The 14276-nt window shown below is 63.5% G+C and carries 9 protein-coding genes; 5 read left to right on the top strand and 4 right to left on the bottom strand.

Annotated features, from left to right (window positions below):
• Nucleotides 1-136: 136 nt before the first annotated feature.
• From MRBLSP13_RS17915 to MRBLSP13_RS17905, 3 genes are all read left to right on the top strand, one after another.
• Nucleotides 137-1129, top strand: coding sequence for a glycoside hydrolase family 43 protein (locus tag MRBLSP13_RS17915; RefSeq protein WP_363737326.1), 993 nt, complete (start codon nucleotides 137-139; stop codon nucleotides 1127-1129).
• A gap of 146 nt (nucleotides 1130-1275) precedes the next feature.
• Nucleotides 1276-2889: a glycoside hydrolase family 43 protein gene (locus MRBLSP13_RS17910; RefSeq protein WP_363737447.1), complete on the top strand. Its 1614-nt coding sequence runs from the start codon at nucleotides 1276-1278 to the stop codon at nucleotides 2887-2889.
• 11 nt (nucleotides 2890-2900) lie between these two features.
• The gene (locus MRBLSP13_RS17905) at nucleotides 2901-4460 is read left to right on the top strand and encodes a glycoside hydrolase 43 family protein (protein WP_363755898.1); all 1560 of its coding nucleotides are present in this window, start codon (nucleotides 2901-2903) and stop codon (nucleotides 4458-4460) included.
• Nucleotides 4461-4500: 40 nt separating this feature from the next.
• Here MRBLSP13_RS17905 and MRBLSP13_RS17900 read toward each other — a convergent pair whose 3' ends face one another.
• From MRBLSP13_RS17900 to MRBLSP13_RS17885, 4 genes are all read right to left on the bottom strand, one after another.
• Nucleotides 4501-6468, bottom strand: coding sequence for a sialate O-acetylesterase (locus tag MRBLSP13_RS17900; RefSeq protein WP_363737328.1), 1968 nt, complete (start codon nucleotides 6466-6468; stop codon nucleotides 4501-4503).
• 110 nt (nucleotides 6469-6578) lie between these two features.
• Nucleotides 6579-7649 carry an alpha/beta hydrolase gene (locus tag MRBLSP13_RS17895; RefSeq protein WP_363737329.1) on the bottom strand — a complete coding sequence of 357 codons (1071 nt, stop codon included), beginning with the start codon at nucleotides 7647-7649 and terminating at the stop codon, nucleotides 6579-6581.
• A 37-nt stretch (nucleotides 7650-7686) separates the two neighbouring features.
• Entirely contained in the window at nucleotides 7687-8661 is a 975-nt protein-coding gene (locus MRBLSP13_RS17890) for a cupin-like domain-containing protein (protein WP_414714729.1), read from the bottom strand.
• Between the two features lie 44 nt (nucleotides 8662-8705).
• Nucleotides 8706-9416 carry a SapC family protein gene (locus MRBLSP13_RS17885; protein WP_363737331.1) on the bottom strand — a complete coding sequence of 237 codons (711 nt, stop codon included), beginning with the start codon at nucleotides 9414-9416 and terminating at the stop codon, nucleotides 8706-8708.
• 268 nt (nucleotides 9417-9684) lie between these two features.
• Here MRBLSP13_RS17885 and MRBLSP13_RS17880 point away from each other — a divergent pair, with 268 nt between their 5' ends.
• Together MRBLSP13_RS17880 and MRBLSP13_RS17875 are read left to right on the top strand one after the other, a co-directional pair.
• Entirely contained in the window at nucleotides 9685-12576 is a 2892-nt protein-coding gene (locus MRBLSP13_RS17880) for a TonB-dependent receptor (RefSeq protein ID WP_363755896.1), read from the top strand.
• A gap of 20 nt (nucleotides 12577-12596) precedes the next feature.
• Entirely contained in the window at nucleotides 12597-14183 is a 1587-nt protein-coding gene (locus MRBLSP13_RS17875) for a tryptophan halogenase family protein (RefSeq protein ID WP_363755894.1), read from the top strand.
• Nucleotides 14184-14276 lie beyond the last annotated feature (93 nt).

Below are 14276 nucleotides of genomic sequence, written 5' to 3'. Positions count from 1 at the left end.
GGTTGGCGTCGTCGCTGGGTAGCGCGGCCGCGCTGCCGGGTGGCGAAGCCGTGCAACGCCATTGCAAGCACGCGTCATGGCCTGGTGCGCGGGCGCCATATCATTTCAAACTCATCATCATAAGGACTTTCCTCCCATGCGCCGATCGCTGTTCCCCTTCCTTGCCCTTGCCGCCATGGCCGCGCCCGCTTTGTCGCAGGACGCGGCGCCCGGGAGCAATCCCATCATCCGCGACAAGTTCACCGCCGATCCCGCGCCCATGGTCGATGGCGAACGCCTCTACCTCTATGTCGGCCATGACGAGGCACAGCGGGACGAGATGTTCAACATGAAGGAATGGCTGGTCTATTCCACCACCGACATGCGCCACTGGACCGACCATGGGCCGATCATGAAGGTGTCCGACTTCAAATGGGCGAAGAAGGATGCCTGGGCGGCGCAGGCGATCAGGAAGAACGGCCGGTACTGGTTCTACGCCGCTGTCGAGCATGATCAGACCCATCCGGGCAAGGCGATCGCCGTCGCGGTATCGGACAAACCGACGGGCCCGTTCGTCGACGCCAAGGGTTCGGCGCTCATCACCAACCAGATGACGCCCAAGGGCACGCATAGTTGGGAAGACATCGATCCTACAGTTTTCACGGACGATGATGGCACGACCTGGATCGCCTGGGGCAATCGTCAGGCCTATATCGCAAAGTTGAAGTCCAACATGATCGAGTTGGACGGGTCGATCCGCAAAATCACGCCGCCCCATTTCGAGGAAGGCCCCTGGCTGCACAAGCGCGGCAAATTCTATTATCTGACCTATGCTTCCCTCGACCGGGCGACGCACCGGGACGAGCGCATCTCCTATGCGACGGCAACGTCCCTTGACGGTCCATGGACCTATCGCGGCGAACTCACCGGATCGGGCAAGTACAGCTTCACCATCCATCCGGGGATCGCGCAATATAAGGGCGACTGGTATATTTTCCTGCACAACGCCTCGCTCGCGATCGGGGATCTCAACGGCGCCATCGGTCGCCGGGCCGTCACCGTGGAGCGGCTGGAATATAATCCCGACGGCACCCTGAAGCCGGTGGTGCAGACGGAGGCCGGCATCACGGCGCCCCGCGCGCAGAACTGAGCATCCCGCTCGACACATGGCGATGGTAGCGTTATCAATATAAGACGCCGCAGGATGGTCGGCACTTCAAGGAGAGATTGATCGTGACGCACCGGACCCTGCGCCTTCTGCCCCTTTCCTCCGCGCTGCTGTACGTTGCGCTGGCCATGCCGGGCGCCGCCGCCGCCGCGCCCGCCCGCTTCGATCGCTTTGCCTATGAGGGAACATCGATCGAGAAGATCGCGGTCAAGCCCGGTGAGTATCGCAACCCGATCCTGACCGGCTATTATCCCGACCCATCGGTCATGCGGGTGGGCGACGACTATTATCTCGTCAACTCCTCCTTCGCCCATTATCCCGGCCTGCCGATCTTCAGGTCGAAAGATCTCGTCAACTGGACGCAAATCGGCAACGCCATCGATCGGCCGGAACAGCTCGACTTCAACGGCCGCCGCATTTCGCAGGCGGTATTCGCACCAGCCATAAGCTGGCACGACGGCACCTTCTACATCGTCAACACTTGCGTCGAATGCAGGGGCAATTTCATCATCACGGCGAAAGACCCCGCGGGCCCATGGTCCAACCCCATATGGCTGCCGTTCGAGGGAATAGATCCGTCCCTCTACTGGGAAGGGGACAAGGCCTGGATCGTCAACAACCGCGCCCCCGACGAGTCGCCTCGCTATGATGGCCATCGCGCCATCTGGATCCAGGAATATGACTGGCGCGCGGGCAAGATGGTGGGGGAAAGCACGCAGCTCATCAATGGCGGCGTCGACATCAGCCGGAAGCCGGTCTGGATCGAAGGGCCGCACATCTTCAGGAAGGACGGCTATTATTATCTGACCGCAGCCGAAGGCGGCACCAGCGTCAACCATTCGCAGGTCGTGTTCCGATCCAAGGAGCTGCGCGGCCCCTACACCGCCTATGAGGGCAATCCGATCCTCACCCAGCGCGATCTCGACCCCGACCGCCCGGACATGATCGCGGCGGCCGGCCATGCGCAGCTGGTCGAGACGCAAAAGGGCGACTGGTGGGCGACCTTCCTTGCCGTGCGCCCCTATGATGCCGCCGATCACTATAATATCGGGCGCGAAACCTTCCTGCTGCCGGTGACATGGAAGGACGGCTGGCCGATCATCCTGCCCCGCGGTCAGGCTATCCCCCATGCAGGGAAAATCCCCGACCTGCCGCCGCAGCCCAGACCGGCGATCCCGACGAGCGGCGACTTCTCCTATGTCGAGGAATTCGACGGCGCGCATCTCCCCATGCAGTGGATCGGCATCCGCACCCCGCACGCACCCTTCTACCGGCTGAGCGGCGGCGCGCTGGAACTGGAGAGCGGGTCGCCGATCGGCGACCTCAACGGCGTCCCCGCTTTCATCGGGCGACGGCAGCAGCATGCCAATGCCACCTTTTCCACCACCCTGCGCTACACGCCGGTCAAGGACGGCGACCGCGCCGGGCTGGCCGCCGTGCAGAGCGATCGCAGCGACCTTTTCTTCGGCCTGACCCGCCTGGCCGGGAAGCCGGTCGTTGCACTCTACACCCGCGATGCGGCCGACGCAGACACGCTGGTCGCTGCCGCGCCAGTCTCCACGAGCAGCCCCCTGACACTCACGATCCGCATCACGGGCGGAACGATGGCGTTCGACTATGGCGTCGGCGGCAAGACCCGGACGCTGAAGCAGGGGGTCGACGCCACGCTGCTCAGCACGAAGAAGGCCGGTGGCTTCGTCGGAACGATCGTCGGCCCCTATCACTACACGCCCGCCTCATGAGGAAGCGCACCATGCTCCGCCCCGTTACCGTCGCATTGGCCGCCAGCCTCGCCGCCGCCGCGCCCGCGCAGGTGTGGCGCGCCGACCAGGGCGACGGCACCTATCGCAATCCCGTCCTCTTCGCCGACTATCCCGATCCCGACATCATCCGCGTCGACGAGGATTTCTATTTCGTCTCGACGACCTTCGCCAATTCCCCGGGCGTCACGATCCTGCATTCGAAGGATCTGGTGAACTGGCGCATCGTCAGCCATGTCGTCGACCGGCTCGACGGCGACCCGCGCTATGACCTGAAGGATGGCGGGGACTATCGCCACGGTTTCTACGCCGCCAGCCTGCGTCGCCACAATGACATGTTCTACGTCGCGGTGACGCCCGTCGGGCACCGGACGCGCATCTATCGCTCGGCGTCCATCACCGGCCCCTGGCCTTACAGGGAACTGGACCGCGAAGCCTTCGACCCTGCGCTGTTCATCGATGCGGACGGAACCGCCTATCTCGGCACCTCGATCGGCACTGACGGCACGGTGACGTTGCTGACCCTCAACAAGGACTTGAGCGCCGTCACCGCCGCGAAGGTCACCTATTACAACAAGGGCGCGGAAGGATCGAAGATCATCCGCCATAATGACTGGTACTATCTGTTCAATGCCATTCCCGGCAAGCTGGCGATGACCGTCTCACGATCCCGCAGCCTCTGGGGACCATGGGAGACAAAGCGCTCCATCGACGACAGGACAGGCGGGCATCAGGGCGCGATCGTCGATATGCCTGATGGCAGCTGGTACGGCTTCGTCATGGTGGACGCGGGCGCGATCGGCCGCATGACCAACATCAGCCCGATCTTCTGGAAGGATGACTGGCCCTGGTGGGGCACCCCCGACCGGCCCGACCAGGTGCCCGAACGATCGCCCAAGCCGATCAAGGGCCGGGGCTTCGCCGAACCAGCCTCTTCAGACGATTTCTCGTCACGCGTGCTTGGCCTGCAATGGCAGTGGAACCATAATCCCGACGACCGCAAGTGGTCGCTGACGGCGCGTCCTGGCTATCTGCGCCTTCACGCCACGCAGGCCGACGGCATCTGGACCGCGCGCAACACGCTGACTGAGAAGGCGCAGGGGCCAAGGATGCGCGCCGTGGCGAAGATCGACACCGCCGGTATGCGGCCGGGCGATGTTTGCGGCCTTGGCAGCTTCGGCAAATATAGCGCCCAGCTTTCGGTTGTCGGCGGCGCCAGGGGCAGGCGGTCGCTTCGCATGATGCTGACCGAGAGCATGAAGGACGGGCCCAGGACGGAGGTGCGCGTCCCCGCCCTGTCCATCCCCGGCCGCACGCTCTGGCTGCGCATCGACATGGATTTCGACAGCAGCCGGGGGCGCGTCGCCTACAGCCTCGATAACCGGAAATGGGCGGAGGCGGGCGGTGCCTTCCCGCTCGCCTTCGACTGGCGCACCGGCACGTTCCAGGGGCAGCAGATCGCGCTTTCCTGCTACAATCCCGCGCCGGCGGGCGGTTATCTCGACATTGACAGCTTCACCCTCATGCCGCTTCCGCAGGGTGCGCGGCCATGAGCTCCATCCGCCGCGCTGTAGCGCTGATCCTCTCCGCCCGTCACCGCGTGAAGGGCAATTCGAACGATCCGACCGGCAGCGGCGCTTCATCATAGAGGTTGACGACCGGCGATTCCGCCCAGGCATAGCGCACACGCGTCGCCGGCAGGCCATCGCCCGCCAGCATGACGCGTGCCCCCTCGACCCGGCCGGGTACGAACCGGCAGCTTCCCGCCTGCGTACCGCATAGTTCGAAGCCGATTGCCTGGCTCGCGCTGCGCAAGCGCAGCATTCCGGTCAGCCCGGTGAATTCGACCGCCGCGCCGCCGTCAGCGGTGGCCGTCACCCGCGCCGCCTGCGGCCCGATGCGCGACACCGGCTCGCCATAGGCGACGGCCCGCATCGCGCGGGCCAGGCGGCGACCGACCTCCTGCTTCTCGCCCGGATGGATGTCGAACGGGTCGCCCAGATCGATGGCGGTGGCGAGGCCGCCATGCGCATCCCGCGCCATCGCCTGATATTGCACCTGCCGCATCGCCGCCCATCCGCTTTCCTCCGGCTGGGTCACCGGCAGCCCGTAAGCGGCGAGCTGGACGGCGACGAAGGCAAGGTCCGGCGCGCCGAACTGCCGCCGCCAATCCTCCATCATCGCTTTCATGCGGTCGGCATAACCCGGCAGGTCGACATCCGATTCGCCCTGGTACCAGGCGACGCCCTTCAGCCCGATGGAACCCAGCGGCGCGATCATGCCGTTATAAAGCGTGCCGGAGCCGGTCGTGTCGCCCCATGGAACACGCGGGGCGCCCGCAGGCGAAGTCGCCGGCACCGCATAGCGCCAACCCTGGCCCAGCGGCAGTTCCACGCCCTGCCCAAGCCCCAGTTTCATGACCTCCGCCGGGCCCGACAGCCCGCCATTGGCGTAATTGTCCTGCACATTGACGATCAGCACATTGCGCCCCGGCTTCAACATGCCGGGCGGCACGTCGAACATGCTGGGCTGCCAGCTTCGCGCGCTCATCGCCACCGGCTTGCCATTGATCCACACGCGCCCGACATCGTCCAGCAGACCCAGGGACAGCGTGGCCGCCTGCCTCGCCTGCGCCGCCGTCAGATCGATTTCACGGCGGAACCAGATCATGCCATTATAATCCGCCAGCCTGGGAACACCCCATTCTTCCCAGGGGCCTATGCGAGGCACGTCCTGCCACGCAAGGCTGCTGTCCGGCTGCCAGGGTTCCTTGCCGGGGGTGTCGCCGGTTTCCTTGCGCCACCATTTTTCCCATTCGGCGCTCGCCGCCCGTTCTGCCGCGAAGGGGTCCCGCCCATGCAGCGACACGAGCGCGGATTGCGCCGCCTGGCCAATGACCGCCTGCGCCTGCGCGCCCATCCACGGGCTGATCCGCGAACCGCCCCAGCTGCTGGCGATGGCGCCGACCGGCACCCCTGCCGACGCCCCTGTCATCTTCCGCAATTCCCGCGCCATATAATAGCAGGCCGCCGAAAAATCAGCGACGCTGTCGGGTCCGGCCGGGCGCCAGGACGGCGCCTGCGGGAAGTCGCGCAATGGCACGTCCGCGACCGCGCGCGGCACCAGCATCAAGCGCAACTGGGCGTCGGCAGAAGCGCGAATCTGGCCAACCGCATCCTGCGCGTTGCGGACCTCCAGCTCCATGTTCGACTGGCCTGAACAGAGGAAGACATCGCCCACCATCACGTCCTGCGCGACGATGCTGCCCGAAGCGGCGCGCGCCTCCAGCACCACCGGGCCAGCGGTGGCGAGGGAACCGAAGGACGCCGCGAAACGCCCTTCCCTGTCGGCGCGAACCTGACGAACCTGATCCGATAGCGTGACCGCGATGGTTTCGCCGGGATCGGATCGGCCCGTAACCGTCACCGGATGGTCACGCTGGATCACCGCATGATCGCCAAACATCGGATCGAAGCGCGGCGCTGCCAATGCCGGAACCGCACCCAGCGCTGCCAATATGGCGGTCAGGCCGGAATGGCGGATGATGTGGCGGGAAAACATGGGCCGTTGCTCCTCCCTCTGGCATGGCCCTGTGCCGGGCCGTTGCGCGCCGGGATAATCCACTTTCCTCCGGCGGCAACCGTTTTTGTTATCGCTACCCAAAGGCTGTTCTATTTCGTCGCTCCGAAATCAAGATGGGTGGAGAAGAAGGGGAGCACATCGTCCTGAAAGCGCTGCGTTATCCTGTTGCCATGGTCGCCGTCATAGATCTGGAAGCTGTTGGCAATGCCGTAGCGGTCGAGCGCTTCATGCAGCGTCTGCGTATCATCCTTCAGGCTATCCTTGTCCCCCACGTCGATGGCGATGGCCCGGTAGCGGCGCAGATTGCCGACATATTGGTCGACAAAGGCAAGCGGCGCGTTGGCCGCCCAGCGAGCCAGGACCTGCGGCTGCATCTGGCCGTCCTTGATCGGCAGGTCCAGATAGAGTGGCGGATTTTTGGGGTTGGGAGACCAGGCGGCAGCAGCTGCGAGTTGCGCCCGGAGGAAGAAAGGCAGGCCAGCCGAATCGGCGGGGGCCTTCAGCGCCTCCAGCGTCTTCATCGCTGCCGCGTCCATCTGCCCGGCGGGGCGCGCCGACATGCAACAGGGGCTCATGATGTAAAGGGCGCCGAACATGTCCGCATGCTTCATGCCGATGCGGCTGGCGCCATAGCCGCCCATGCTGTGCCCCACCAGGCCGCGACTTTCCCGCCGGGCGATCGTGCGATAATGAGCGTCGATATAGCGGATCAGGTCACGCGCGATGAAGGTTTCGAAGTCGCCCGTGGTCACCGAAGATGAATACATCGACCCGTTATGCGCAGTCTTCGAATCGGGAAAAACGACGATCATCTCCCTGGTGCCCTTCGCAAAGGCATTTTGCGCAGTCGTCGGGACGTTGAGATCCTTCGTCCATTGTTCGGCGCTCAGGGTATAACCGTGCAGCGCATAGATGACGGGATAGCGCCTGGCCGGTTCGCGGCCATAGCTGGGCGGCAACAGGACCAGAACGTCGCGATCGGCGGCGTCTCCCTCCAGATTGCCCTGGATGGTCGGCGCATGCACCTTGATGCGCTCGATGGTCGCGGCTTTCGCGCCTGCTGCGGCCGCGGGTCCGTCCGTCGCCGGCTGCGCCTTGCCGGGCGCGGCGCCCATCGCCAGTGCCGACCCGATCAACGCCGCCATGATCCTGTTCTTCATATCGTCCCCTCTTCTTCCTTTGATTTGTCGTTCCGGCTCAGCCGCCGCGCAGCAGGCGCATGACCAATGTTCGGATGCGGCCGTAATTGCCCTGCGCCAGCGGACCCAGGACGCCATGCCGTTCATCCGGCAGATGCGCCAGCGGATGCCCGTTCGGGCGAAAGACATAATGGTCGAAATAGGCCCGCCACGCGGCGCGTTCAGGCGCGGGCCGCTCGGCAATTGCGATCATCGCGAGCAGCATCGCCGTATAGGGCGCGTCAGGCCCTGCCGCGAACCCATCCCACCAATAATTGGCGAGGATGTTGACGTTATCCGTGGCCTCGACCTGATGCCACCAGAGCTTGGGCAGGTAGAGAGCGTCCCCCGGAAGGAGGTCGACCACCAGCGCCCTTGCCTGCGCGGCAGCGAAACGGGGATAGGTCGTCGCCGCATCGGCTTTGCCCGCCGCCATGGAAACGGGCTGACCGGACAGCGTATGATCCACCGGCCCGACATAAAGATCACCGATCGCATCCGGCGGATAGAGGGTGAAGCGCCGTCGCCCCGCCACCACGCAGGCGAGATTGTCATAACCGTCATAATGACAGGCAATCGTCGATCGATTGCCGATCCACAGGCGCGGATGGACCCCTGCACTCACCAGTCCGCAGGGATTTTCCTCCGCGAAACCGGGAAAATAGGCATCTGCCGGCAGCGACCCCAGATAGGCGGTTTCCGCGCCGCTCTCCGCATTGGCTGCGATCCGGCCCAGCGCGTCGCCGACGCTGGCCGTTTCCCGCCTGAAATTATAGCCGCCCGGCCCCGTGCCATAATGATAACGTCCACTCAGCTCGGCGCCGGCAGTGAAATATTCCGCGCTCAGTCCGGCCGCGAAACGGGCGATGTGCGACAGTGCCGACGCGGCGCTTTGCCTGCCTGCCGCCACCGCCGGCCAGTCGCTGAACCCCTGCCGGATCACTGCGGGCCGGCACAGTGCGGCGAGCGAGCGCAGGTCATCCGCGGTCGCCATGTCCGCTGCCGCAAGCTCCACCATTGGCCCGGAGCCGCCCATGGTCAGGCCGGCACCGCCAGCCGTTCATTGCGCCGGCGCGCCATCAGCGCGATATGCCGGAGCGAGCCGGTCATTGCATAAGCGCTTTGCATATGGCCAGCGCGGAACAGCCTGAGCACCGTCGCGTCGTCCAGATCGCCGAGCGCGTCGAGGCTGATGGTATAGAGGCCGTCGAGTCGCAGCCGATCCCCGTCGTCGAAGCTGAGCGAGATGTCGATCGGCTCTATCAGCCGATGCTCCAGCATGGCCGCGATGAAGGCGTCGGTCGCCTCGGCCCCCGCCATAAGGCGCCCCAGCGCGTTCTGAACAGCCTTGAGCGATGCCGTCGGCGCGCCCTGCGCGTCGAACAGCGATTCGCCGTCCCACTCGCCAAAACGGCTGTGCGCCGCGTCGAAGGCGATACTCTCCCCCATCGCGAAGAAGCCTGCGCGATCCGCCTCCAGCGGCCGGAACGCCGGGCGCCCGTCCGGCGAATCGATCAGGCATTCTCCCTTCCTGAAACCCATGAGCGCGCCGACATAGAATGCGCCGGTATCCGCATGCTTGGAAAAAAGCAGCGGACAGGCAATGGCGGCGGCCGGAAATTCGCTGATCACGATACGGACGAAGGGATCAACCTCCCTATATGCCGGTCGCATCCGCAAGGCCGCGTGACGCGCGCTGTTCAGCAGTTCCACCTTGTCCATATCCTCACCCTCCCGATTCGCCGCCATTCGACTTGCCTTCCCGGCCAGCTTCAGGCGCATGCGGAGACTGCATCCTGGCGTATAATGATTACACCTACAATTCCGCTTGATCACGCTTTTAGATAGCGCTAACATTTTCCCACAGAAAAAAGAAGAGAAGGGTGAGGATGATCAAAACCGCTTAAAAAGAGCGGCGCAAATCACCCCGATCAAGAAAACATGATCGCCGCAGCAATAGTGCAGCGGCGTTCGGGCGAGATATTGTCTGAACAAGGGGAGGATCATGACGCATAGAATGAACAAAGCACAGTCGGGGCGTGGCCGGGCCGCGCTTGCTGCCACGGCAAGCCTGCTGGTCCTGGCCATCGCGACGCCGGTCCATGCGCAGGAGACGGCGAAGGATGCTGCCGCCCCTTCGGCGAGCGATGCGGACATCATAGTCACGGGCATTCGCGGGTCGCTGCAGCGCAATCTTGATATCAAACGCGAATCATCCGGCGTCGTCGATGTCATTTCTGCCGAAGATATCGGAAAATTCCCGGACTCGAACGTTGCGGCTTCATTACAAAGACTGCCCGGCGTGTCGATCCAGCGCAATGGATCGCGCGGTGAACCGCAGGGAATAACGGTACGCGGCTTTGGTGGCGACTTCAATGAAACTCTGGTGGATGGACGACGACTTTCTACTGCATCAGGCGGTCGTTCGGTGGACTTCACCACCGTTGGCGCCGACTTTGTCGGGCAGCTCGCGGTCTACAAGACGCCGGAAGTTTCGTTGTCGAGCAGTTCCATCGGCGCCACGCTGAACATTTCCTACCCCAAGCCGTTCGACAAGCCCGGCACCCATGTGGCGCTGAGCGCCGCCGGATCGATCCAGGATGATGCCGGAAAGATCGTCCCCACCGTGGGCGGCCTGTTCAGCACGACCTTCGCCGACGACACGATGGGCATATTGGTGGACGCCATCTACACCCGTCGCGACACGCAGACGAACCGCGTCTATGTGTCGGGCTGGCAGGGCGGCCGCTATGCGCCGTGCCAGATCGCGGGCAGCACCGCGGCGGCATGTTCGCCCACCTCCGACCCCACCTCCACTGCCTGGGCGACGCCGACCAACAGGCAGAATGTGGTCGGCTGGTACCAGCAGCAATATGGCGCGGACCAGCGTTATACCAAGGATGAGCGCCTCGACGGCCGGATCGCCTTCCAATGGCAGCCGTCCGACGATGTCGTGCTGACGATCGACGACAATTATTCGCGCCAGAAGGTGGTGACCGACATTGCCGGTTTCGGCATCTGGTTCAACCAGGGCGATCTGCGCAATGTCGAACTGGACAGCAACGGCACCACGGTCAACTTCCTCCAGGCAGGCTCGCCCACGGACTTTACCGCCGGGACCGACAAGAACATCCTGGAAACCAACCAGGTCGGCGGCAACATTAAATGGGAAGCGACCGAAAATCTGACGATCGATGCCGACGCCAGCTATTCCAAGAGCCGGCTCAACCCGGATGGTCAGGTCAGCAGCGAGAATGGCGACATCGGCTATGGCGGCCTGCTCGGCACCTCGCTGGGCGTCCGCGTCACCGGCAACAGCAGCAATTCCTTCCCGGAACTGACGACCTACGGCCCGGCGGGGGATCAGGCACGCTGGACCGACCAGTCGATCATCGGTTCGCATGTGACCGTCCGCCAGGCGCAGAAGAACAGCGACACCATCAAGCAGTTCCGGCTGGGCGCGACCTGGAAGCAGGACGACCTCACCATCAAGCTGGGCGGTCGCTATATGGAGGATCGGTTCACCCTCCAGAACAGCAACACATTCGCCAATAATTTCTGGCAGGCCTATGCCGGTTACGGCACGCCTTCCGGCCGTACCAGCGGCGTGCCGATCCCGGCGAGCCTGATCCAGGGCACGATCAGCACGAAAGGCTGGATTCCGGGCTTCTCCGGCTCGCTTCCGCCGGTCCTGCTCAATTATGATGCGCGCGCTTACCAGCAATATCTGGAAGGGCTCTGGACCGGGCCGAACACCCCCGGATATAATAGCGGCTGTTGCACGGGCTTTAACGGTACATTTGATCTCGCCCTCGACCCGGGCAGCGTCCAGGATATCAAGGAAAAGAGCTGGTCTGCCTGGATCAGCGTGAACTTCAATACCGAAGTGGCCGGCATGCCCTTCCACTTCAACGCGGGCGCACGCGAGGAGATCACCAGCCTGGTATCGTCCGGCATCGGCCGCTTGCCGATATCGATCACGGGCAGCGCGGCGGATCCCACACTGCTGACCGTCGCCTTCTCTCCGAACCAGGCGGTTACGGAGCGCAACAAATATTCCTACTTCCTGCCCGCCCTGGACATGAAGCTGGAACTGACGAACAATCTGCACCTGCGGTTTGATGCGTCGCGCACCATGACCCGGCCCCGTCTCGATTATCTCGGGCCGGTCCTGAACGTCGGCGCCGGCCAGCGCGTGGGCGCACTGGGCGCGACGGGCAATAATCCCTTCCTCAAGCCCTATCTGGCCGATAATTTCGACCTTGGGATGGAATGGTATTACCAGCGCAACTCCTACGCGGCGGTCAACCTGTTCCTGAAGAATGTGTCGAACTTCATCGTCGCGGGCACCCAGCGCCAGACCATCAACAATGTCATCGATCCAACGACCGGCCAGCCGGCAATATTCACCGTGTCGCAGCGCGTGAATGGACCCAATGCGACGGTCAAGGGCATCGAACTGGCATGGCAGCATGTGTTCGGCGACAGCGGCTTTGGTTTCAACGCCAACGCCACCTTCGTGGAGACCAACAAGCCCTACGATCGGGCCGACCTGTCGCAGAGCGGCTTTGCCGTGACGGGCCTCGCTAATTCTGCGAACCTCGTCGCCTTTTACGACAAGAACGGCTTCGAATTCCGGACTGCCGTGAACTGGCGCGACAAATATCTGCTCCAATTCGGCCAGGCGCAGAACAATTCGGCCTTCGGTGCGGAACCGACCTTCGTCAATTCCGCGCTTCAGATCGATCTCAGCACCAATATCCGGTTGACCGACCAGTTCAGCGTCTTTGGCGAAGCGCTGAACATCACGAACGAAACCTACAGCACCCATGGCCGCTTCAGCAATCAACTGCTTGACGTCTATGGCTATGGCCGGCGGTTCACCGCGGGCGTTCGCTACCGCTTCTGAACTATCTCGCCCTGGAGGGGATGTCGGTTGACATCCCCTCCCTTTTTACGGGTAATTTCGATATGGTCCATCCGGTCCGCAACATCGTGATCGTCGGCGGCGGCACCGCCGGCTGGTTGACGGCAGGCGTGATCGCTGCCCGCCATCGCAGCCGCATCGGCCGCGGATTCAGCGTCACGCTGGTGGAATCCCCCAATGTCCCCATCATCGGCGTGGGCGAAGGGACATGGCCGACACTGCGCGCGACCCTGTCGCGCATGGGGATTTCCGAAACCGACCTGTTCCGCGAATGCGATGCCGCGTTCAAGCAGGGCGCGCGCTTCGCCCGCTGGACGACGGGAACGCCAGACGACGGCTATTACCACCCCCTGATGCTGCCCCAGAATTTCGGGCAGGTGAACCTTGCGCCCCATTGGCTGGCGAGCGAGGGGGACGAAAGTTTCTGCGACAGCGTCTGTTCGCAGGGCCGCATCTGCGACGACGGCCTGGCGCCCAAGACGATCGCCACCGCCGAATATGATGCGCTGGCCAACTATGCCTATCATCTCGACGCCGGCAAGTTCGCCCCCTTCCTGCAACGCCATTGCTGCGAGAAACTGGGCGTGCGTCATGTCCTGGCCGATGTGGAGCAGCTGTTGATGAAGGAAGATGGCGACATTCGCGCCATCCGCACCATTCAGGCCGGCGAGATCGAGGGAGACCTGTTCGTCGACTGCACCGGATTCAAGGCGCTGTTGATCGAGGGCGCAATGAAGGTGCCGTTCAGGGACTGCGGGGACGTGCTGTTCTGCGATACCGCGCTTGCGATGCAGGTGCCCTATGAACGACCCGACAGTGCCATGGCGTCGCACACCATTTCGACGGCGCAGAGCGCGGGATGGATCTGGGACATCGGCCTGCCGACCCGGCGCGGCGTCGGCCATGTTTATTCCAGCAGCCATATTTCGGAGGATGAGGCGGAACGGGAACTGCGTGCCTATATCGGTCCGCTTGCCGACGGGCTGACCGCGCGGAAGATCGCGATCCGATCCGGCCATCGCGAAACCTTCTGGAAGGGCAATTGCGTCGCCGTCGGGCTGGCGGCCGGTTTCCTCGAACCGCTGGAAGCATCCGCCATCGTCCTGATCGAATTGTCGGCCAAGATCATCGCCGAACAGATGCCCGCCTGTCGCGAGGTGATGGACATCGTCGCTGCCCGCTTCAATGCGACGACCCATTATCGCTGGGGCAGGATCATTGATTTCCTGAAGTTGCATTATGTGTTGACCAAGCGAACCGACAGCGAATTCTGGCGCGACAATATCCGGGACGACAGCATTCCCGATCGGCTGAAGGAGTTGATGCTGCTATGGCGCTATCAGTCGCCCTGGTTCCTTGACGAGTTCGACCGGGTTGAGGAAATATTCCCCGCGGCGAGTTATCAATATGTACTCTACGGCATGGGCTTCCGCACGGAGGTGGACGAGCCTGCACTGGCGCGCGATGCTCATCTCGCACAACGCGCGCGGCGCGAAAACGCGGCCATGACAGCAAAGCTGCTCGCCGGCCTGCCGCCTCATCGCGACCTGATCAACAAGATCGTGAGCCATGGGTTGCAGCCCGTCTGACCTGCAGGTCTGGCGATCGAAGATCGTCGACGGTGCCGGATAATTTGTCAGAGAAGATTGCGTTCACAAAATGGTAGCGCTATCTTGGTAGTT

The organism is Sphingobium sp. LSP13-1-1.1 (assembly GCF_040676415.1).
Taxonomy (GTDB): Bacteria; Pseudomonadota; Alphaproteobacteria; order Sphingomonadales; family Sphingomonadaceae; genus Sphingobium.
The sequence above is the reverse complement of the archived record's forward strand: the minus strand, read 5'-3'. Positions and strand labels throughout refer to the sequence as shown.